This is a genomic window from Actinokineospora sp. UV203, assembly GCF_056323665.1.
This window is the reverse complement of the sequence record NZ_CM150484.1, coordinates 1396074-1416966: the sequence shown is the minus strand read 5'-3', so window position 1 is coordinate 1416966 and position 20893 is coordinate 1396074. Positions and strand designations below refer to the sequence as shown.

The 20893-nt window shown below is 70.2% G+C and carries 23 protein-coding genes; 15 read left to right on the top strand and 8 right to left on the bottom strand.

The genetic code is table 11. The features are described 5' to 3' along the window. Nucleotides 1–11: 11 nt before the first annotated feature. Nucleotides 12–1466 (bottom strand): flavin-containing monooxygenase, encoded by a 1455-nt coding sequence (locus tag ACUZ2Y_RS06290; RefSeq protein WP_476327828.1) that lies wholly within the window; start codon nt 1464–1466, stop codon nt 12–14. Nucleotides 1467–1567: 101 nt separating this feature from the next. Here ACUZ2Y_RS06290 and ACUZ2Y_RS06285 point away from each other — a divergent pair, with 101 nt between their 5' ends. From ACUZ2Y_RS06285 to ACUZ2Y_RS06275, 3 genes are read left to right on the top strand one after another with little or no spacing between them, the layout of a single operon-like run. Then, nucleotides 1568–2587, top strand: a complete 1020-nt coding sequence (locus tag ACUZ2Y_RS06285; protein WP_476327826.1) for an AraC family transcriptional regulator — start codon at nt 1568–1570, stop codon at nt 2585–2587. Between the two features lie 49 nt (nt 2588–2636). Continuing rightward, nucleotides 2637–3032 carry a hypothetical protein gene (locus tag ACUZ2Y_RS06280; RefSeq protein ID WP_476327824.1) on the top strand — a complete coding sequence of 132 codons (396 nt, stop codon included), beginning with the start codon at nt 2637–2639 and terminating at the stop codon, nt 3030–3032. Between the two features lie 59 nt (nt 3033–3091). Next, nucleotides 3092–4645, top strand: a complete 1554-nt coding sequence (locus ACUZ2Y_RS06275) for an alpha/beta hydrolase family protein (protein WP_476327822.1) — start codon at nt 3092–3094, stop codon at nt 4643–4645. On the opposite strand, the gene ACUZ2Y_RS06270 is transcribed toward ACUZ2Y_RS06275, so the two are convergent. The 3 genes from ACUZ2Y_RS06270 to ACUZ2Y_RS06260 all read right to left on the bottom strand — a co-directional run bounded on the left by ACUZ2Y_RS06270 (nt 4626) and on the right by ACUZ2Y_RS06260 (nt 6641). Beyond that, on the bottom strand, nt 4626–4958 hold the full coding sequence (locus tag ACUZ2Y_RS06270; RefSeq protein ID WP_476327820.1) for a hypothetical protein: 333 nt from the start codon (nt 4956–4958) through the stop codon (nt 4626–4628). The genes ACUZ2Y_RS06275 and ACUZ2Y_RS06270 overlap by 20 nt on opposite strands. 265 nt (nt 4959–5223) lie before the next feature. Next, complete coding sequence (locus tag ACUZ2Y_RS06265) at nt 5224–5871, bottom strand: phosphonatase-like hydrolase (RefSeq protein WP_476327818.1); 648 nt, start codon at nt 5869–5871, stop codon at nt 5224–5226. Continuing rightward, complete coding sequence (locus ACUZ2Y_RS06260; protein WP_476327816.1) at nt 5868–6641, bottom strand: GntR family transcriptional regulator; 774 nt, start codon at nt 6639–6641, stop codon at nt 5868–5870. Before ACUZ2Y_RS06260 ends, ACUZ2Y_RS06265 begins: the two co-directional genes overlap by 4 nt. A 153-nt stretch (nt 6642–6794) precedes the next feature. Between ACUZ2Y_RS06260 and ACUZ2Y_RS06255 the strand changes: the two genes are divergently transcribed. The 5 genes from ACUZ2Y_RS06255 (at nt 6795) to ACUZ2Y_RS06235 (ending at nt 12081) form a co-directional block, all read left to right on the top strand. Continuing rightward, nucleotides 6795–7907, top strand: a complete 1113-nt coding sequence (locus ACUZ2Y_RS06255) for a TIGR03364 family FAD-dependent oxidoreductase (RefSeq protein ID WP_476327814.1) — start codon at nt 6795–6797, stop codon at nt 7905–7907. Nucleotides 7908–7935: 28 nt separating this feature from the next. Continuing rightward, a complete protein-coding gene (locus ACUZ2Y_RS06250) occupies nt 7936–8841 on the top strand; it encodes a phosphate/phosphite/phosphonate ABC transporter substrate-binding protein (RefSeq protein ID WP_476327812.1) in 906 nt (301 codons plus the stop codon). Then, nucleotides 8831–9592, top strand: a complete 762-nt coding sequence (locus ACUZ2Y_RS06245) for a phosphonate ABC transporter ATP-binding protein (RefSeq protein WP_476327810.1) — start codon at nt 8831–8833, stop codon at nt 9590–9592. The genes ACUZ2Y_RS06250 and ACUZ2Y_RS06245 overlap by 11 nt, the downstream gene beginning before the upstream one ends. A gap of 151 nt (nt 9593–9743) precedes the next feature. Further along, entirely contained in the window at nt 9744–10544 is an 801-nt protein-coding gene (gene phnE / locus ACUZ2Y_RS06240) for a phosphonate ABC transporter, permease protein PhnE (RefSeq protein WP_476327808.1), read from the top strand. A 22-nt stretch (nt 10545–10566) separates the two neighbouring features. Continuing rightward, nucleotides 10567–12081, top strand: coding sequence for an alkaline phosphatase family protein (locus ACUZ2Y_RS06235; RefSeq protein ID WP_476327806.1), 1515 nt, complete (start codon nt 10567–10569; stop codon nt 12079–12081). A 54-nt stretch (nt 12082–12135) separates the two neighbouring features. Here the strand turns inward: ACUZ2Y_RS06235 and ACUZ2Y_RS06230 are convergent, their stop codons facing one another. Next, entirely contained in the window at nt 12136–12717 is a 582-nt protein-coding gene (locus ACUZ2Y_RS06230) for a TetR/AcrR family transcriptional regulator (RefSeq protein ID WP_476327804.1), read from the bottom strand. Between the two features lie 386 nt (nt 12718–13103). Here ACUZ2Y_RS06230 and ACUZ2Y_RS06225 point away from each other — a divergent pair, with 386 nt between their 5' ends. Together ACUZ2Y_RS06225 and ACUZ2Y_RS06220 are read left to right on the top strand one after the other, a co-directional pair. After that, nucleotides 13104–13385 (top strand): family 20 glycosylhydrolase, encoded by a 282-nt coding sequence (locus tag ACUZ2Y_RS06225; RefSeq protein WP_476327802.1) that lies wholly within the window; start codon nt 13104–13106, stop codon nt 13383–13385. Nucleotides 13386–13796: 411 nt separating this feature from the next. Further along, on the top strand, nt 13797–13979 hold the full coding sequence (locus tag ACUZ2Y_RS06220) for a hypothetical protein (protein ID WP_476327800.1): 183 nt from the start codon (nt 13797–13799) through the stop codon (nt 13977–13979). A 141-nt stretch (nt 13980–14120) separates the two neighbouring features. On the opposite strand, the gene ACUZ2Y_RS06215 is transcribed toward ACUZ2Y_RS06220, so the two are convergent. From ACUZ2Y_RS06215 to ACUZ2Y_RS06205, 3 genes are all read right to left on the bottom strand, one after another. Further along, the gene (locus ACUZ2Y_RS06215) at nt 14121–14516 is read right to left on the bottom strand and encodes an STAS domain-containing protein (RefSeq protein ID WP_476327798.1); all 396 of its coding nucleotides are present in this window, start codon (nt 14514–14516) and stop codon (nt 14121–14123) included. A 75-nt stretch (nt 14517–14591) separates the two neighbouring features. Beyond that, a complete protein-coding gene (locus ACUZ2Y_RS06210; RefSeq protein ID WP_476327796.1) occupies nt 14592–15386 on the bottom strand; it encodes an RNA polymerase sigma factor SigF in 795 nt (264 codons plus the stop codon). Continuing rightward, nucleotides 15383–15826 (bottom strand): ATP-binding protein, encoded by a 444-nt coding sequence (locus ACUZ2Y_RS06205; protein WP_476327794.1) that lies wholly within the window; start codon nt 15824–15826, stop codon nt 15383–15385. The genes ACUZ2Y_RS06210 and ACUZ2Y_RS06205 overlap by 4 nt, the downstream gene beginning before the upstream one ends. A gap of 133 nt (nt 15827–15959) precedes the next feature. Between ACUZ2Y_RS06205 and ACUZ2Y_RS06200 the strand changes: the two genes are divergently transcribed. From ACUZ2Y_RS06200 to ACUZ2Y_RS06180, 5 genes are all read left to right on the top strand, one after another. After that, on the top strand, nt 15960–16454 hold the full coding sequence (locus tag ACUZ2Y_RS06200) for a hypothetical protein (RefSeq protein ID WP_476327792.1): 495 nt from the start codon (nt 15960–15962) through the stop codon (nt 16452–16454). 47 nt (nt 16455–16501) lie between these two features. Next, entirely contained in the window at nt 16502–17728 is a 1227-nt protein-coding gene (locus ACUZ2Y_RS06195) for a glycosyltransferase (protein ID WP_476327790.1), read from the top strand. A gap of 45 nt (nt 17729–17773) precedes the next feature. Then, nucleotides 17774–17908, top strand: a complete 135-nt coding sequence (locus ACUZ2Y_RS06190; protein WP_476327788.1) for a hypothetical protein — start codon at nt 17774–17776, stop codon at nt 17906–17908. 116 nt (nt 17909–18024) lie between these two features. Beyond that, nucleotides 18025–19725 carry a PP2C family protein-serine/threonine phosphatase gene (locus tag ACUZ2Y_RS06185; protein ID WP_476327786.1) on the top strand — a complete coding sequence of 567 codons (1701 nt, stop codon included), beginning with the start codon at nt 18025–18027 and terminating at the stop codon, nt 19723–19725. A 236-nt stretch (nt 19726–19961) separates the two neighbouring features. Then, nucleotides 19962–20885, top strand: a complete 924-nt coding sequence (locus ACUZ2Y_RS06180; protein ID WP_476327784.1) for an anti-sigma factor RsbA family regulatory protein — start codon at nt 19962–19964, stop codon at nt 20883–20885. Nucleotides 20886–20893: the final 8 nt, after the last annotated feature.

The following is a 20893-nucleotide window of genomic DNA, read 5'->3' as shown; positions in this document are numbered from 1 at the left end:
CTTTCCTCGTCTCACGCGGATTCCCACGCCGTGTGGTGATAGTCGTCCGGGTTCAGTGTGCGCGTGGCCAGCCGGTACGCGCTCACCGTGCCCGGCCAGTTGTTGGTGATCCGCCCGGCCGCGGTGCGGTACCAGCTCGAACAAGTCGTCCACACGGAACGGGCGAGCCGGGCCTGGATCTTGCGGTCGTACCCCTCGGCGACGTCCGCGCGAACCTCCAAAGAGGACCGCCCGTCCAGCCAGAGCACCGCTTGGCGGACATAGCGTGCCTGCGACTCCAGCATGTAGACGATCGAGCCGACCCCGAGGTTCGTGTTCGGCCCGTACATCATGAACAGGTTGGGGAATCCCGGCACCGCCATGCCGAGATAGGCGTGCGCGCCCTCGCTCCAGGTGTCAGTCAGCTTCTGGCCGTCGACGCCGTGGATGGCCATCGGCGCGAGGAACTCCGTCGCCTTGAAGCCGGTGCCGTAGACGATCACGTCGGCCTCGTGGACGATCCCGTCGGCGGTCCGGACCCCCTCGGCGACGATGTCGGTGATCGCCGTGGTCTCGACCGACACGTTCGGCTGGGCCAGCGCGGGCAGGTAGTCGCCGGAGAACAGGCCGCGCTTGCAGCCGGGTTCGTGGTCCGGGGCGAGTTTCGCGCGCAGCACCGGGTCCGGCACCTGCCTGCGGAGCTGGAACCGAGACAGCGCCGCGACCGCCCGCCCCATCGGCTTGACGTCCACCAGCGCCAGCGAGAGCACCTCGCAGAACACCCAGAACGCGAATCGTTCCGCCTTCTGGGTGACCGGCAGCGCGCGGAACATCGCGTGCTGCCATTGCCGGTACTCGACCTGCGGGCGCGGCAGGATCCACGGCGCCGAACGCTGGAAGACCGTCAGCCGGGCCGCCTTGGGTTGGATCTCCGGGACGAACTGCACCGCGCTGGCTCCGGTGCCGATCACCGCGACGCGCTTGCCCGTGAGGTCCACCGAGTGGTCCCAGGTCGCCGAGTGGAACGCGGGTCCGGTGAATGACTCGACGCCCGGGATGTTCGGCATGGCCGGCCGGGAGAGCTGGCCGGTGGCGGGGACGAGGACGTCGGCGGTGATCCGCTCGCCTGCGGCCGTGTCGATCTGCCAGCGGCCCTGGTCGAACGTGGCCGCGGTGACTTCGACGCCGAACCGGAGGTGCGGGCCCAAGCCGTACTTGTCCACGACCCGCTTGAGGTAGCCCTGGATGTCGGGCTGCCGGGAGAAGCGCGAGGGCCAGGTGGGGTTCGGCTCGTAGGAGAACGAGTAGTAGGGCGAGGGGATGTCGCAGGCCGCGCCGGGATAGGTGTTCTCCCGCCAGACGCCGCCGACCTCCGTGCCCTTCTCCAGGATGGTGAACGAGTCGATGCCCGCCCGCTTGAGCTCGATCGCCATGCCGATCCCACCGAACCCGGTGCCGATGATCACGACCTGTGGCCTCTGCGTCATGGCTTTACGTTAGGGCTGGTCGCGGCCCTCGGCTAAGAGAACCGCGGCCGGAAAATCGAGAATTTCGGCCATTCGGCGTCCGCTGATCCATACTTTCGGCCATGGTGGAACTCGGGCGGCCCGTCGTCGCCGAATGGACCTTCCCGCGCGCGGCGGGCAGCGTGCTGCTGATGATCCGGTTCGCCGAGGAACACGGCGTCGCGGCGGCCGACGTGCTGCGCGGCAGCGCCCTCACCGAATCGGCGCTGGCCAAGCCGGACGCGCAGATCGACGCCCACCAGGAACTCGCCGTCGTCCGCAACCTGGTCCGCCTGCTCGGGAAACGCCCGGCGCTCGGCGTGGAGGTCGGGTTCCGCTACCGGGTCACCACGTTCGGGATCTTCGGCTTCGCCTGCGTCAGCAGCCCCACCGTGCGGGACATGATCGCGTTCGCGCTGCGCTACTGGGACCTCAGCTTCGCCTTCTGCATCCCGGTCGTGCACGTCGACGGCGACGAGATCCGCTGGGAGCTGCGCGACGACCGCGTCCCCGCCGATGTGCGCGCCTTCCTGGTCCAACGCGACATGTCGGCCATGTTCAAGGTGATGACCGACCTGCTGCCGGAGCCGATCCGGCTGCGCTGGCTGGAGCTACGCTTCCCCGAGCCGCCGGGCTGGCCTGACGACGCGTTCGGCGTGCACCCGACGTTCGACGCGCCCGCCAACCTCGCCGCCCTCGACCTCAACCTCGACCAACCCCTGCCGCAGGGTGACGAGCACACCGTGGCGCTGTGCGAGGCACAGTGCCGAGACCTGGTGGCCCGCAACCGGGCCCGCACCGGCATCGCGCGCGAGGTACGGGACCGCCTCATCAAGGTGGGCGGCGCCGCGACCATGGACGAGGTCGCCCGCGCGATAGCCCTGAGCCCACGCACCCTGCGCCGCAAGCTCGACGACGCGGGCACGAGCTACCGCGCGCTCCTTGACGAGGTCCGCGAGACCCTCGCCGAGGAGATGCTCGCGACCGGCGCCCTGTCGGTCCACGACGTGGCCCTGCGCCTCGGGTACGCGGAGGCGTCGAGCTTCATCTACGCGTTCAAGCGGTGGAAGGGGACGACCCCCGCGGCGTTTCTCCGCGAGTGAGCCTGCGACTCGCTGTGATCGGCGTCATACTCCCGGTAGGAGGTGGCCCATGACCACGGACGAGGACGTCCCACCGGAGCGCTCCATCGCGGCGACGGCCGAGTTCCTCGGCGTCGAGCCCGCCGAACTGGACTACATCACGGCGGACCTCTTGTCGGAGCCCACGGTCGACTTGGACCCCGACTTGGCGGAGGACGATGAGGCCGCTGAGTCCGAGATCGAGGCGCTGGTGACTCCGCCGAATCGGATCTCGTACCTGAGCCACTGGGCCTGGGAGGGGTTCAATGGAGACCGAGTCCGCTGGAGCGCCTACGCGAACTGCCAGTACTCCACCCGGTACCACCTCTGGAGCGACCAGATCAATCGGTATGTGGTCGACGGAAGCTGCCGCACGCCCATGGGGACTTACGTGCCCCGGTTCAAGGTCTGGTGGCACACCGCGTGACGGCAGGCTGACTGACTCGTTATCGGTGCGGCATCGTCGCCGGACGGATCGGAGTCGTCATGGGGTCTCAGCTCGCGCGCGTCCTGGCAGCGCTGTTGGCCGCCGCGGTGGCCACGGTGGTCGCCGCGCCGGTTTCACAGGCCGCCCCGACCGTCGTGAACGGCTGCGTCGCCGGTGTGCCTGATCCCGGGACGACCGTGCCGGTCCAGATTTGCTACACGATCTTCCGCCCCGAGAGCGCGGACAGCGCGCACCGGGTACCGGTGATCTTCCACAGCCACGGGTGGGGCGGCAGCCGCGCCACCGCACCCGAGGGTTTCGCCGACTTTCTGGGCGCGGGCTTCGGTGTGCTGAGCTTCGACCAGCGCGGGTTCGGGGAGAGCGGGGGAGTCGCCCAGTTGGAGAACCCCGACATCGAAGGCCAGGACGTGCAACGGCTCGTCGACGTGGTCGCCGGGCTCGACTGGGTCAAGACCCAGCGACCGGGCGACCCGGTGATCGGCGCCATCGGCGGTTCCTACGGCGGCGGCTACCAGTTCGTCGGCGCGTTCAGCGAACTCCGCGACCGGGGAGCCACCCGGTTCGACGCGCTCGCCCCCGAGATCACCTGGCACGACCTCGGCGAAAGCCTTGCGCCGCAAGGGGTCCCGCGAACCCTGTGGGCCCTGCTCCTCTACGCGGCCGGGACGCCGTCCGCCGCGAACTCCCAAGCCGCGACTGTCGGCCTCGTCGAGGCGGCGGCGACGGGCAACTGGCCGCCGAACCTGGCGGCGTTCATCGTGAAGAACGGTCCCGCTTGGCACGTCTCGCAGGGGCGCAAGCTGAACATCCCAGTCCTGTTCGGACAGGGCGAGACCGACAACCTGTTCCCGCTCGACCAAGGCCTGAAGAACTTCCAGCGGGCGCTCACCCCGAGCGCGCGGGCCCGAAGCATCATGGTCGGCTACAACGGCGGGCACACGCTGCCCAGCGTGCTTCCCATGGGAGCGCCGGACGCCGCCGCGTTTCTTGCCGCGATCGCGGAAGGCGGCCTGCCGGTGGACGATCCGTGCTCGAAGAAGCTGAACGACAGCAACTTCCGGGCGTTGTCGCTGCGCTTCTTCCAGGAGGAGTTGCAGGGCAAGTCGACCGGACTCGGCGGGCGCGGGCTCTACCACCTCGCCACCCTGGGCGGCCGCTGCGTCACGCTGGCCGACACCGCCGCCACCCAGTCCGTGCGGCTGGGCTCGGTTGTGAACACGGTCGGCGTCGGCCTGCCGCTGCACTACCCGATCGCCTCGGGCCCGATCACGATCGCCGGGACACCGACGCTCGACGCGAAGGTCACGTCGCTCTCGCTCGACAGCAGGCTGATGCTCGCCCTGTCCGTGGGCACCTCGCCGCTCGACGCGCACATCGTGCAGAACAACATGCTGCCGCTGCGCGAACCCGGCATCGCCTTGGGCAAGACGCGCACTGGTGTCGAGTTGCCGTCGATCGCGGTGGACGTGCCCGCGGGCAAACACCTCTACCTGACGGTGTCGCCGCTGTCGGACATGTCCTTCGGGCATGGCAGCAGGCTGCCCGGAGCGATGTCGCTCAACGACGTGGTGGTCAACCTGCCCGTGCGGTGACCGGCCCGAAGTTCGGGAAGTGCGGCGTCCTGGGCGGCTTCGGGGCCAGCGCGAGCGCGGCGACCTCGACGCCGATGCCGGTCATGGCGAGCGTGAGCCCGGTCAGGGACATCTCCCCCTGGTACGGCGTCTTGATGGTGAACTGGCACCGCCGCACCGCGGGCTGCGTCTCGGTGTCGACGACGCAAGTCGACTGGCCGACGTTGTTCTGCCAGCCCTGGGACTGCTCCTCGGCGGTGACCAGCGCGATGATCGACAGCGCCACCCCGGCGGCGATCACCACCAGGCCCAGCACGATCAGGAACTTGCGCATGGACGGGTCGCTCGCATTCGCTGAAGGGGATGCGCTCGCCCGCCGCGGGCCTTGCCGACCCCCAGGCGGCAAGACACGGCGCGGGCAAGCGACTGATCGAAATCACCCCATGCCGCCTGGACCGGGACGGCCAAGACCGGTGTGCCCTTCCCCTGCGGCACCGCGCTCACCGTCCCCGTCCAGCTTCAGCAGGTCCTTTCGACCTGCCATCGCGACGGTAAGCGGCGGCGGTTGCCATTCTGTTGCCACGCGGACGTGCGCGGGATCAGCCGAGCAGTGCGGGCAGGTCGGCGACGCTGGGCAGCAGATGTGTGTGCCGGACCGCGCCGAGGGTCGTGGCGTCCAGGCCGCCGCTCAGCACCCCGACGACCATGCCCGCGCCCGCGTTCGTCCCGGCTTCCAGGTCACGCACGGTGTCCCCGGCTGTGAGGACCCGACGGACATCCCGAACCCCGGTCAGCTCCATCGCCCGGAAGATCATGTAAGGCGCGGGCCTGCCTGCCGCGACGTCGTCCACGCAGACGACCGCGTCCACGACCGAGCTGTCGACGCCGACCACGGCCAGCAGCGAATCGGTGATGCCCCGGTCGAACCCGGTCGTCAGCGCGATCTTGATCCCGTTGGCCCGCAGCTTCGCGATGGCCTCGCCGACCCCCGGCAAAAGGTGCGGCGGCACGGCCGCGTAGGCCGCGGCCAGTCGGGAACGGAACTCCGCCAGTGCGACGTCCACAGTGGACTGGTCGGGGACCATGCCCGCGATGGCCTCGCGCTTGTCGGCGCCCATCCACCGCTGGATGTCGGCCTCGGTCGGCGAGCCGCCCGCCGCGCGCACGGCTTCCTCAAGCGCGACATACACGGCCGAGTACTCCTCGACGGTGGTGCCCGCGATGTCCAGGACAACGAGTTCGATCACGAAGCCGACTTCTTTCGCTCGGTGGCCGGGCGCCAGCTGCGCACCAGCGCGGGCTGGGCGGCCTGGTGGGAGTTCTCGATGGTGAAACTGATCATGTCCGGGCGGTACCGGTCGTCGGAGTACTCGATTTCCTCGCCCTCGGACCCCCGCGCGAGCCGGCGTTCGCGGAGCAGGGGAGCGCCCAGCGCGACGTCGAGCAGGTCGCTGTCGGTCTGGTCGGCGGCGACCGCGTCGATCATGTGGTGGGCGACGGTGATGTCGACGCCCTGGCCCGCCAGGTAGGCGTAGATCGAGCCGGAGTCGCAGTCGAAATCGAACAGCAGCCGCCCGGCCGACTCGACGAACGTGGAGCGCTCGACCATGGTCGGCTTGTCGTCGATCAGGCGCAGCCGCACCAGTTGCACGACCGGCGTGCCCTCGTCGATGTGCAGCGGGTCGGCCACCTCGGCGGGCGCGGGCCGCAGCGCGACCTCAAGGGTCCGCTGGCCCGCCGTGCGGCCGAGGCCGTCGACCCACCGCGAGAACGACAGGAACGTGTCGAACGGCTGGCTCAGCACCTGCCTGCGCACGACCGGCGGCTTGCCCCGGCCGCCGCCGATCAGCCCTTCGGCGCGCAGCGTCGCCAGCGCTTGGCGGACCGGTCCGCGCGAGGCGTCCCAGAGTGCGCAGAGCTGCGATTCCGACGGCACCTGCGCCCCGACGGCCAGTTCGCCGGTGGCGATCTGCCTGCGCACCTCGGCCGCGATCTGTTCGTGCAGCGGTGTCCCCATGGACTTGACCATACAGGTCTCGACTGTCGAGTCAAACTGCCGGTTGCGGACATTTCCGCTGGTCAAGCGGCTGTTGAACGGAAGATGAACAGCGAATGCGTATGCGCACCCGGGCATTGACAGGGGTTGTGCGGCTCTTCCATCGTTCTTGTCATGACAAGTGACATCGGCCGAGCGGACCTCGTGGTCGTCGGCGCCGGGATCGTCGGCCTGGCGCACGCTTACGCGGCGCTGGAACGCGGGTTGTCGGTCGCCGTCGTCGAGCGCGACGACCGGGCGACCGGGGCGTCCGTGCGCAACTTCGGCCACGGCTGCGTTACCGCGCAGGACGGTCCGGCGCTCGACTACGCCCTCGCCGCGCGGGCCTCGTGGCTGCGTCTGGCCAAGGACTCCGGCATGTGGGCGCGCGAGGCGGGCGCGGTTGTGGTCGCCCGTGACGACGACGAATACGCGGTCCTCGAAGAGTTCCACGCGATCCGCGACGACCAGGTCGTCCTCCTCGACGCCGCCGGGGTCGCCGAGCGCGTGCCGGTCGGCGCCGACGTGGTGGGCGGCGCGTTGCTGCCGCTGGACATCCGGGTCGACCCGCGCGAAGCGGTCCACGCCATCGCCTGCCTGCTGGCCGAGCGCGGGGTGACGTTCCACTGGGGCACCACGGTGCACGTGATCGAGCCGGGTGCCGTCGGCACCAGCAAGGGCACGGTCCGCGCGGACAAGATCGTCGTCGCGGTCGGCCACGATGTCGACCGGCATTTCCCCGATCTCGCCGAAGAAGCCGAGGTCCGGCGGTGCGCGCTGCGGATGCTGCGGGTGGCCGACCCGCACGGCCGGGCCATCGACCCGGCGGTGCTCACCGGCTTCTCGATGCTGCGCTACGACGCGTTCGCCGCGTGCCCGACGTTGCCCGCGCTGCGCGACCGCCTGAGCGGGCAGCGGCCGGACCTCGTCGGCATGGGCATGAACCTGATGTACACCCAGGCCCCCGATGGCGACCTGATCATCGGCGACACCCACCACTACGCCCGCACCCTCGACCCGTTCGACACCGAGGACCTCGACAACGCGGTCCTCACCGAGACAGCCCAACTCCTTGGCGTGCCGCACCTGACCGTGCGGCAGCGGTGGCGCGGCGTATACGCCTCCGCGCCCGAGCCGTTCCTGATCGCCACCCCCGCCGAAGGGGTCCGAGTCGTCTCGGTCACCTCCGGCATCGGCATGACCACCGCCATGGGCCTCGCCCCGGGCGTGCTCGACGACCTGCTCTGAACCCTGTTCCCCCGCAAGGAGTTTCGTGATGCGCGTACGTACTCGACTGACCGCCGCCGCCGCAGGCGCGTTGATGTGTCTGACTATCGCCGCTTGCGGCTCGGCTGAGCCTGCTGTCGCGGGCGCCTGCCCCAACGGCAAGGTCCGCTTCGGGGTGGAGCCCTATGAGGACCCGGCCAAGCTGACCCCGGCGTATGAGGTGCTGGCCAAGGCGCTGGAGAGCAAGCTCGGCTGCCCGGTGGAGCTCAAGATCGTCGACGACTACTCCGCCGAGGTCCTCGCCATGCGCAACGGGCAGCTGGAGCTGGCCCAGTTCGGCCCGCTGGGATATGTCTTCGCCAGCACCAAGGCCAACGCGCAGCCCGTGGCCTCCTTCGCCGACTCGACCGGCAAGCTGACCACGTACACCGGCGGCATCTGGGTCCCCGCGGACTCGCCGGTCAAGTCGATCAACGACCTCCCCGGCAAGACACTGGCGCTGTCGAGCCCCGGCTCCACCTCAGGTGACGCGCTGCCGCGCTACGCGCTGAAGAAGGCGGGCATCGCCGACAACGCGGTGAAGATCGACTACGCCGGCGGCCACCCGGAGGCGCTGCTGGCGCTGAAGAACGCGAAGGTCGACGCGGCCGAGATCAACAGCCAGCAGCTGACCACCGCGACCGCCGCGGGCACCTTCGACCAGTCCAAGTTCCGCCAGATCTGGACGTCGGACCCCATCCCGAACGACCCGATCACCATGCGGGGCGACCTCGACAAGGCGTTCCAGGACAAGGTCCGCGAGGCGCTGCTCGGCCTGAGCCCCTCGGACGTCGCCAAGGTCAGCGCGTTCCTCGACGTCGACCCGCCGGGGCCGCTCGTCGCGGTGACCAAGGAGACGTACCAGCCGCTGTTCGACCTCGCGAGCGCCCTGGGGCTGTCCGAAGATGACGTCTGAGCCCAGGCTGGCCATCCGGGGCCTGCACAAGTCGTTCAACGGCAGGTCCGTGCTTTCCGGGGTCGACCTTGACGTGCACGGCGGCGAGTTCGTCGCCGTGCTGGGAGCCAACGGTTCCGGCAAGTCCACCGCGCTGCGCTGCGTCGTGGGCCTGCAGACTCCGGACTCCGGCGAGATCCGCCTCGGCGGCCGGGACGTGATCGGCCTGAGCGGCAAGGACCTGGCCCGCAGCCGGGCCCAGGCGGCGATGGTGTTCCAGCAGATCCACCTGGTACGTCGGCGAAGCGCGCTGGACAACGTGTGCTCGGGCGCGCTGGGCAGGCTCCCGGTAGGTCGGTCGCTCACCCCGGCACTGTTCCCGCGTGAACTGCGGGAGGAGGCCATGTCGTGCCTGGAACGAGTCGGTTTGGCCGACCGGGCGGCGGAACCCGCGGGCAAGCTCTCGGGCGGCCAGCAGCAACGGGTGGCCATCGCTCGCGCCTTGTGCCAGCGGGCGAGTGTGGTGCTGGCCGACGAGCCGGTGTCAGCGCTGGACCCCAGTGCGGCCGAGCAGGTCGTGGCGCTGCTCGCGGAGCTGGCGGGGGAGGGGCTGGCGGTGGCGACCGTCCTGCACCAGCCGGACCTCGCCCGTGCGCACGCCGACCGGATTGTCGGGCTGCTGAAGGGAACGGTCGTGCTGAACGCCGCACCCGAGAAGATCAGCCAGTCCGATGTAGACACCCTGTACGAACCGGAAAGAGAACAACGATGAGGACCGCGATCGGGGCAACCGTAGCCCCCACCCTTCCCGGGGGGACTGCCCTTGGCCAGTCTATCGGGGGTGGGCGACAGGAATGGCGGTTGTGGGGTGGGCTGTGGATAGCTTGTGTCGCCCACACAGGTGAAATCCGCGGTGATCGGGCATGAGCGTCAAGATCGCCCCACCCCGGCGCACCAAGCCCTCGCTGCTCGTCGTCGGGATCGTGGTCGGCGTCGTCGCGGTGCACGTGCTTGCCTGGCGGGACACCGAGTTCTCGCCCGCCGCCCTGGTGCAGGGGTGGCGCGGGATGGCCGACTTCCTCAGTGAGGCGCTTCCGCCCGACTTCACGTGGGACAAGGTGCTGCGCCCCAGTATCGAGGCCGCGCTCGTCACCCTCTACATCGGACTGCTCGGCACCACCTTCTCCATCCCGTTCGCGCTTGTCCTGGCGTTCCTCGGTTCCCGGGCGACCACGTCCAACACAGCCATCTATCAGGCCGCCCGTTCCATCCTGTCGTTCCTGCGCTCGGTCCCCGACGTCGTGTTCGCCCTGATCTTCGTCACCGCCGTCGGCCTCGGCCCGTTCGCCGGTGTCCTCGCCCTGGTGTTCCACAACACCGGCGTCATGGGCAAGCTCTGGGCTGAGGCCATGGAAGAGACCGATCTCGGCCCCCGCGACGCGCTGCGGATCAACGGTGCGTCGGGACTTCAGGTCGCCGCCAACGCGGTGTTGCCCACCGTGTTGCCCCAGTTCGTCGGGCTGTTGCTCTACCGGTTCGACGTGAACGTCCGGTCCTCGCTCGTCCTCGGCCTTGTCGGCGCGGGTGGGATCGGATTCCTGATCAACCAGTCCATCAAGTTGTTCAGGTTCGACCAGATGGTCACGCACATCCTTGTGGTGCTTGTCCTCGTGGTCGCAGTGGATCAGTTATCCGCCGTCATCCGGCGCCGCATCGGCGCCTAAGTCCGGAAAGGACTAACTCACGATGAGTACATCTCGTCGTCGCATCCCCACCCTGCTAGGTGCCGCCGCGCTGGCCGCGACCTTCGCCATAGTCGTGCCCACCGCGAACTCCGCGGCAGCACCGCGCCCCAAGAAGGTCGTCGTGTTCGGCATCGACGGCCTGCTGTTCGACAAGATCGCCCCCGTCAACGCCCCCACCCTCGACGCCCTGATCGCCAACGGCCGGTCGAGCAAGACCACGCTGTACGCCAACCCGATGGCGCCGACCCTGTCCGGGCCCGGCTGGGCCACCCTCGCCACCGGCGTCTGGCCCGACAAGCACAAGGTGACCAGCAACAACTGGGGCACCTCGACGAACCTCGCGCAGTACCCAGACTTCCTGACCAGGCTGGAGAGCGCCAACAGCGCGCTGTCCACCTACGCCATCGCCGACTGGTCCCCGCTGACGAGCGACAGCGCGGGCAAGGCCATCTTCAGCAGCGCCATCGACAAGCGTGAGACCGTCAGCGACGCACCGGGCTACGCCGCGGCCGACGCCACGATAGCCACCAAGGCCGCGACGCACCTGCGCGACACCGGCCCGGACGCCTCCTTCGTCTACTTCGGTGAAGTCGACATCGCCGGCCACAGCTGCGGCGCCGCAGGCTCCTGCTACCCCCAGGCGATCGAGAACACCGACAAGCACATGGGCACGGTCATCAGCGCGATCAAGGCGCGCCCGACCTACGCCGACGAGGACTGGACGTTCCTCGTCTCCACCGACCACGGCCACACCAACTCCGGCGGCCACGGCGGCAGCAGCGTCGCCGAGCGGTCGTCGTTCGTCATCCAGACCGGACCGGGTGTCCCCGCCGGGACGTTCGCGGTGAAGCCGAAGAACGTCGACATCGCCACCACCGTCCTCGGCATCCACGGCGTCACCGCCGCGCTCGACGGCCAGGTCCTGGGCACCCCGTCCACCGATCCGTTCGAAGGTGTCACCTTGAAGCCGAGGGTCGACGAGACCGACATCCCGACCGACGTGCTGGGCTGGACGAAGACCGTGCCCAGCGGCTGGGGCATCGACAACACTGGCATGGGCACCGGCGGCATGGCCGAGTGGCGCGGCTGGTCGCTGACCAACGACGACTTCTGGACCAGGACCCAGGCCGACCAGCAGCGCGAGTCCAACGTCCGGGCCCGGGGGGTCTTCGCCGTCGCCGACTCCGACGAGTGGTCCGACAAGACCACCAGCGGCACGTTCAACTCCACCCTGGTCTCCGCGCCCTACGCCGTGACCGCCGGCCGGACCGCGACCATCGGTTTCGGTTCGCACTACCTCAAGGAAGGGTCGGAGACGGCCACCGTCACGGTCTCCTTCAACGGCGGCGCCGAGACGCAGATCCTCAAGTACACGGCCGACGCCGTGGCCAAGCTGGAGAAGCTCACCGTGCCGGTCCCGTCCGGCGCGACCTCCATGGTCGTCAAGTGGCGCCTCGCCAACGGGGCGAACAACTGGTACTGGGCGGTCGACAACCCGTCCGTGTCGGTCAGCTGACCTGAGACGCCTGTGCCCCGCGGTGACGACCGCGGGGCACAGGCGTGTCCGGACTTATCCAGGCGTCGTCAGCAGCTTCGCCAGCGTCGCGGTGAACCGCTCCGCGTCCACCCCACCAGGCGTCGACCCGAAGTACTCCACGGTGAGGAAATACCCGATCATCGCCGACATCATCACGATCGCCCCCGCCGCCGGGTCCTCGGTGACCGCGGCGGCCGGAGTCTGCAGGAACAGGTCGGCGATGCCCAGTTCCACCCCGCGGTCGACCATCAGCTGCTGAACCCGCGCGGCCATGTCCGGCGCCCGGTCGCGTTCCCACAGCAAGATCGCGATCAGCGGCTTGAGCTCGCGCAGGAAGTCGAGATCCTCGTACAGCTGGCGGGCCAGTGTCACGCTGATCGGACCGTCGGCCCGCGACACCTGCGCGGCGGGATTCTTCTGCACCCGCTCGATTTCGCGCTCGACGACGGCGAGCAGGAGCTCGTTCTTGTCCTTGAAGTGCCGGTAGAAACTGCCGCTTCCTGGAGACAGGCCCGCGCCCGCCTCGATCGCGGTGATCGCCGTCCCCACGGTGCCGTTCTGTTCGAACAGCTTCAACGCGACGTCCATGATCCGATCCCGGGTCCCGGTGGCCATGACCGTAAGAGTACTCTTGCGTGAAGTAAGAGTGTTCTTGCATACTCGGCGCCAGTTCCGAACACCTCTGAACAGCCGATGTCAGGAGCGCGCCATGGGGAGACTCGCCGTCCGTCTCGGTTCGGCGGTCTCCGCGGTGGCGTGCGCCGTGGCGGGCGTGGCCGCCGTCGCGCAGGGGGCGACGGCGGCCATGGCCGCGCCGGTGACCATCCCGGCGCCGCGGCGGTGGACGCTCGGGACCGGCGCCTACACCTTCGGCATGGACACCCGGATCGTGGCCCGCACAGGGGGCGTTGCGGCAGGCCGCGGCCGTGCTCGCCGCCGATCTCCGAGCGCTCACCGGCATCCCGCTCTCTCACGCGGTAGGCGCCCAGGGCCGTCCTGCAGTGGCTGCGCCAGGGTGGACCGTCCCGGCGGGCACCGCGGCCGACTGGCCCGCCTATCCCGAACGCGGCCTGCTCGTCGACGTCGGCCGCCAGTTCTTCTCCGTCGAATGGCTGCGCTCCCGCATCCGCGAGCTGAGCTACCTCATGCTCAACCTGCTGCACCTGCACTTGTCCGACCGCTTCGGGCTCCGGCCGGCCGGCGAGACGCACCCCGGAGATCGTCTCGCCTCAGCGCTACACCAAGCGGGAGATCGCCGACCTGGTCGCCTACGCGGCGACTGACCAGTTTCAGCTCCGGGTGGCTCGACAGGATCGCGTCGGCGTCTGTTCCCGGACCCGCAGTGGCACGCAGCCGGCCGAGTACGCCAAAGTCCACTATGGAGCGAAAGCGACCGGCAAGGACACCTATTACGGGTTTATCAACTGGGCCAACGACATCGTCCGGGCCGCGGGCAAGGCCACGCGCATACACAACGACGGGCTCAAGCCGGGTGGGGCGACCATCACCGTGGACTCGGACATCATCGTGGGACCACTGGTCGCGGAACGGGTTCGCCGGCTTCCCGTGGACCGGCGACGCCTACGCCGGCAAGCAGTTGATCGCGGCGGGGCACCGGGTGATGAACGCGTCGTTCACCCCGACCTACGACACGACCGGCGGTCCGGCCGCGGTTCAACGCACCCCCGTCGACCATGTACGACCTGTGGCACCCCGACGTGTTCGTCGCCGGCTCCCGGCTCAGTGCCGCCGAACGCGCCGCGAACCTCGGATCCAAGGTCAGCCTGTGGTGCGACGACCCGAACGCGGCGACCGAGGCCGAACTCGCGGCCGTGTCGCACAGCGCGGTGTCGCGGATCTGGTCTTGGCCGCCCTAGGGCACTAGGGCGCACATGACAAAGCGGTTCCCGGTGGTCGGGGGGCGTGCCACCGGGAACCGCTCGCTAGCCCTATCGGAGTAGGGGTGCACGGCGTTAGCAGTACTTGATATTTATTTTCCGCCGCTGTTCAGGTGCTGGTCAGGGGCCGTCGACGGCGTCGTCGACAGTGCCGTGGAGATCGAGTTCGGCGTTCAGCCCGGTCAGCTCCAATGGCCGCAGGACGGCCGTCCCGGTGGCCACGATGGGCAGCCGGACGCCGCGCGCGGCGGCGTTGGCGGTGTGCCGCAGGAGGATGGTGATGCCCGCCGAGGACAGGAACGTCACCCCCGACAGGTCGACCACCACCCGTCGGTGCCCGCTGTCGGCGTTCTCGGCGAGACTGCGGTCCAGCGCGGGGGCGGTGAGCATGTCGACTTCGCCGGTCACCAGCAGGATCACAGTGTCGACCGACGCCTGCCGCGCGGACACCTCAAGGCCGGGCGCGACCATGGCCGCATCGGTCACAGCGGCGGTGGGCTGATCGGGCTCGGTCATGGTGGGCACTCCCTCGGGTCGCAGCGCCAACAATACCGTCGCGAGGCCGATCGACCCAGCCCGCGGACCGTCCCCTCAGGAGTCGGTGATCCCGGCGCGAAGCCCTTTCAGGGTTTTGGCGAGGAGTCGGGACACGTGCATCTGCGAGAGGCCCACGTGGTTGGCGATCTCGGTCTGGGTCATGTTGCCGTAGAACCGAAGGATCAGGATCCGGCGTTCCCGGGCGGGCAGCCGGTCCAGCAGCGGGCGCAGGGTCTCGTGGTACTCGACGCCGTCAAGGGCGTCGTCGTCGACGCCGAGCCGGTCGGCCATGGCGGTGTTGTCCTCGCCGGGGCTGAGGATCTCGTCGAGGGACTGCGACCGGTAGACGTTCCCGGCCTCGATGCCCTCGTAGACCTCCTCTTTGGTCAGACCGAGGTGCGCGGCGATCTCGCTGGGCGTCGCCGCCCGGCCCAGCCGCTGCGCCAGCTCGGAACTCGCCGTGCTGACGGCGAGATGGCGTTCCTGCAGGCGCCTGGGCACCCGGACCGACCAGCCGGTGTCGCGGAAGTGCCTGCGCACCTCGCCCATGATCGTCGGGATGGCGAAGGACAGGAACTCCGTGCCCCGATCGGGGTCGAAGCGGTCGACCGCGTTGATCAGGCCCACGGTCGCGACTTGGAGGAGATCATCGTGCGATTCGCCGCGGTGGCTGAACCGCTGCGCGATGTGCTCGGCGATGGGGAGGTATCCGGTGACGAGGGCGTCGCGCAGCGCGGCCCGCTCGGGCCCGGGATCGAGCGGGGCCATCTTCTCGAACAGCGGCCGCAGGTGTGCGTAACCCCCGGAGGAGTTCCGCCACGCGGCGTTGACCAGGTGTGGGTGCGTCATGGCCTGCTGCGGTCTCTGCGCACGAGCACGTCGAGACGCAGCACCGGAAGCGGGCGGGTCGTGTCGACGCCATGGGTGATGTCGTCCACCAAGGCGACCAGCAGCCCCCACCCCAGGGTCGAATCGTCGATCGGCCGCACGTCGAAACCCTCGACCGCCGCGGCGAACCCGATGGTGCCCGGCGCGATCTCGAACCGGCAGGCCAGCGGGGTGCCCACCACCGCCCGGTCCACCAGCAGGGAACAGGCCTCGTCGACGATCAGCTTCACATCGGCGATCGCCTCGATGTCGTAGTCCTCCCGCATCGCGATCGCGGCCGCCACCGTGCGCACCAGCGGCATCTCGGCCATGCCGACGGTGAGCTCCACCAGGCGCGACGTCGCCGTCGCGCGGTGTTCGCCGGTAGGCCCGAGCAGGGCGCGGCCAGGGTGGTCCGTCACATAAGTGGACTACCCCCGATCGGGGCATACCAACCGAGCGTGCCGCTCCCGAGGTGAATCGGTTGAGGTGTCGAAAACCAGGGAACGGGTAGTCAGACGGTAAGCGATCAATGACAGCGGCCGAAGGGATGTCATGGACATCAACAGCTTCGTCTTGTTCCTCATACTGGGTATCGTTCTGGTGGCCGTGGACGGGCAGATCATCTACCGTGCCGGATCGCGATACCTAGAGAACTCTTACACAGACGACAGTTCCGCGGCCTCGATGGCCCGGCTGGTGTCGGTTCTGTTCCATCTCGCGGTGCTCGGTGTGCTGGCGATGCTCTCGACCATCGACTTCTCCGCGGACCGCCCGCTGGAGTCCGTCGTCATGCGCCTGGGCGTGTTGCTGCTCATCCTCGCGGTCGGCCACGCGATCGCCATCAAGGTCCTGACCCGGATGCGCGACCGGCTTGACGCCGAGGGACTGTCCCAGCGGCGGTTCGAGAGCCCCGAGCGCACCGACCAGGTCGACCGGCTCGACCACGTCCAGCGGTCCGAGGCGGAGATCATGGTCCCGCCGAACGACGACAGGACCGCGCCCACCGTTCGCGGGCCTCGTCGGGTCGACCCGAGCCCGCCCCGCTGACGCTCTGCCATTGGAGCCGGCGGAGCCGTCGGACAGGAGCCCCCGTCATGAGAATCGCGATGGTGTCGGACTGCGCGGACCCTCCCGCGGCACCACATGGGCCGGACGCCGGCGGACACAACGCGCGGGTCTCCGACCTGGCGGCGGCGCTTGTCCGGCACGGCCACCACGTGACGGTCTACACCCGGCGGGCCGACCCGGACCAGCAGGAGACGGTCCGGGTCGACGACGGCTACGACGTGGTGCATGTCCCGGCGGGTCCGCCGCGGCCGATGGCCCGCCACGACCTGCTGCCGACGATGGGCGAGTTCACCCGGTTCCTCCTCGCGCGCTGGCGCGAGGACCCGCCGGACGTGGCGCACGCGCACTTCTGGATGTGCGGGCTCGCGACGGTGCTGGCGGGCCGCAGGCTGGGCATCCCGACCGTGCAGACCTTTTCATCGCTGGGCATGGCGGGCACGCGGCGCCAAGGGCAGGCTGACACCGATCTGGCTGACCGGATCGAGACCGAGCGGCTGATCGCGCGGCGGGCCGACCGGATCGTGGCGGGCTGCACCGACGAGGTGTTCGAGCTGGTCCGGATGGGCGTGCCCCGCTCGAAGATCGCCATGATCCCCACCGGTGTCGACGTCCACCGGTTCGTCCCGTCGGGGCCGACCGCCCCGCGCGAACTCGGCCACCGTTTGGTGACGGTCGGGAAGTTGTTGCCCCGCAACGGGTTCCAGTCGATCATCCAGGCCATGCCGATGCTGCCCGACACCGAGCTGGTCATCGCGGGCGGCCCGACCGGGGCGGCCCTGGCCGCGCACCCGTACGCCGCGGCGCTGCTCGACGAGGCGGCGCGGCTCGGTGTCGGCGACCGGGTCTGGTTGGCGGGGCACGTGAGCGCGGCGGACATGCCCACCCTGCTGCGCTCGGCCGACGTGGCCGCGTGCGTGCCCTGGTATGAGGCGTCCGGCGTGGCGCCGCTGGAGGCCATGGCGTGCGGCCTGCCGGTCGTCGCCACCGCGGTCGGCGCGCTCACCGACACCGTGGCCGACGGGGTGACCGGCCTGCACGTGCCGCCGCGCGACCCGGCGGCCCTCGCCTCAGCCGTGCTCGCTCTGCACGCCGACGACTCCGGCCGGGCCGCCCTGGGCTTGGCAGGCCGCGACCGGGCGCGGGCGCGGTACAAGTGGGACCGGGTCGCTCTCGACGCGGTCCGCGTGTACGCCCGTGCGCGCTCCGTCACCGGTCACCCGGCCGGGGGAAATGCGCTGCGGGTCGACGCATGACCGGGCCGCGGCGGGGTACTTCGCCCGAAGAGGAGGCGAGACCAGATGCCTGACCCGATGCCGCATCCGAGACCCGACGGCCAGGTGGCCGATCCGGCCGACAGCGACGGGGGCGGGACCATCCCGAGTCCGCGTGACGAGGAGGAACTCGAACCCACGATCGTCCTCGGCCGCGAGTAAACCGAGGCGAACCCCCGCGCGAACAATCCCGCCACGCTTTGTCGCCTCGCCCGGTGCCTGACATGATTTGGGCCCCAAGCGGGTCGCACCCGCCCACAGGTGGAAGGCGTGGCGCGATGGCCGACGACGCGGTGCCCTGGGAGATGGTCGGGCGCGCGTTCGACACCGCGCCCGCCCAGGTGCTGATCGTCACCGGCCCGGACCACGTCCTGCGCTACGCCAACGAGGCCGCGGTGCGGGGCGGGGGACACCGCGGGCTCGGCGTGCCCGGACGGACCGCCTTCGCCGACGTGGAAGGGGTCGACAGTCTGATCGAGGCGCTGGACCGCGTGCTCGAGACCGGTGAGCCGGTGGACGTGCGCGAGTCGCGGCTGCGGTTCGTCGTCGACGGCGAACCCCGTGAGGTAGTGGTCCACTACAGCCTGTCGCCGCTGGTCGGCGCCGCGGATCCGGTCGGCGTGCTGATGATCGCCGTCGACGTCACCGACGAGGTCGCGGTCCGCGACGAGCTGCGCGCGCTGGCCGAGCGCAGGCAGATCGCCTTCGACCGGGTCGCGCTCCTGGCCCGGGTCACCGAGGCGGTCGGCGGGGCCGACGACCCGCGCGCCGAACTCACCGCCCTGGCCGACATCGCGGTCCCACAGCTCGCCGACAGCTGTCTCGTGTTCACCATCGACGACACCGTGCCTCCCGGCCCGGACGGAATGGTCCTGACCACCGTCGCTCACACCCAGGTCCAGTCGCTGCCGGTGCCGCTGTCCACGGGAATGCGATCGGTGGATCCCGCCGGTCCCTGCCCGGTGGCGACCGCGATCCGCACCGGCGTGGTCGCGCACTGGCAGGGCCCGCCGGAGCGGCCGCCGTGGTCGCCCGGGCTGCTGCTCGACGACTGGCACCGGGGCAACCGGGTGCACGCCGCCGTGGCCCTGCCACTGCACACCGAGTCGCACACGGTCGGGGTCGCGCTGTTCGGCGTGTGCGCGCCGCGCGGCCCGATCGGCGACGACGACGCGGATTTCCTCTCGCTGCTCGGGGCGTGGCTCAGCAAGCCGCTGGCCCGCGGCAGGCGCCAGCAGCGCGCACGCGACGACGCCGCCACCCTGCAGGGTGCGATGATCACCGACCCGCCCACGGTCCCGGGGGTCTCCCTCGCCGTGCGCTACCAGCCCGCCCAGTCCGGTGTGGCGGTCTGCGGCGACTGGTACGACGCGTTCGAACTGCCGAACACCGACCTCGTGCTCGCCGTCGGCGACGTCGCAGGCCACGACATCAGCGCCGCGGCGACCATGGGGCAGCTGCGGGCGGCGCTGCGCGCCATCGCCTTCGACGACGCCCTGCGCCCCGGCGGCGTCCTGTCCCGGCTCGACACCGTGGTCGACGGCCTGGACATCGCGCCGTTCGCCAGCCTCATCCTGGCCACCCTCGAACGCCGCCCCGGGCTCCCCGCCCGGCTGCGCTGGAGCAACGCGGGACACCCGCCGCCGCTGCTGATCACCCCGACCGGCGCACCCGAATACCTCACCCGCGGCGCGGGTCGGGTCATCATGAGCGGGCTGCACCGGCCCGCCCACCGCACGACGGCGAGCATCGTCGTCACCCCCGGCACCACGGTCGTGATGTTCAGTGACGGGCTGGTGGAGAACCGGGCCCGCTCCATCGATGACGGGCTGGCCGAACTGGCCGTCCTGGCAAGCCGCGCCCGCGACCTGTCCGTCGACGAGCTCAGCGAGTACCTGCTCGAACAGTCGAGCGGAAACACCGACGACGACGTCGCCCTCCTGGTAGCCCGACTCCAGTCCGCCTCCCCGGAATTTTGACTGTTGGTCACCCCACCGGGTGACGGTGCGGATTGGTGGGTGACCGTGGTCCGGTGCCGTCACGGTCCCCTTGGCCGCGGTCAGACGCATGGCCGGTTGTCAGTCGCCACTAATCCTGCGTGGACTATGGGTGCGGGGGTACCGTGGACCGGCGATGAAGTCAGAAATGTCGCGCCCTCGTGTCCCCGCGTTGTCCGACTGGCGCCGACCAAAATCTTCGGTTGGAGGTGTCGCCGGTGCCCCACCCGGCCCCGCCCGCCCATGGCGTGGCGTTCTACCGCGACGAACCGACCTACGTGGCGGCGGTGCTCCCGTTCGTCCTCGGCGGCCTGGACGCGGCTGAAGCGGTGGCCGTGGCGGTGCCCCAGCCGAACATCGACAGCCTGCGCGCCGCGCTGGGCCCAGCGGGGTCGAGGTCGATCGAGTGGATCGACATGATCGTGGCCGGGCGCAACCCGGGGCGGATCATGACCGGCGTCCTCGGGGCGTTCGCCGACAAACACCGCGACGAGGCGGTGCGCATCGTGGGCGAGCCGGTGTGGCCGGGCCGCAGCCCCGAGGAGTACCCCGCGTGCGTGCAGCATGAGGCGCTGATCGACGAGGCGTTCGAGGGTCGGCCGGTGGCCATCCTGTGCCCCTACGACTTGGCGGTCGGTCCCGCCGCCCTCGCCGACGCCATAGCCACGCACCCCTCGATCCTGGAGGGGGCCGAGGGCACACCGAACCCGTATTACGACCGCCACCGCGCGCTGGCCGCGCACAACGTCCCGCTTCCCGTCCCGGACCACGCCCGGACGTGGTTGGTCACCACGTTCGACATCGCCGCGCTCCGCGTCGCCGTCGCCGACCTCGCCGCGACCGCCGGACTGACCGCGGCGCGGATCCAGGACGTCGTGCTGACCGCCGTGGAGTTGGCGACCAACAGCATCGAACACGGCTCCGGCACGGCGATGCTGTCACTGTGGGAACGCGCCGACGCGCTCATCGTGCGGAACTGGGACGCCGGGATCATCAGCGACCCCCTCGCGGGCAGGCGCACCGTCGCGCCGACCCGGGGCCGCGGCCGGGGCCTGCTGCTGGTCAACGCGGGCGCCGACCTGGTGCGCACGCACGTCGACGAGGCGGGCACCACGGTCCAGGCCTGGTTCCGCCGGAACTGACCGGGAGT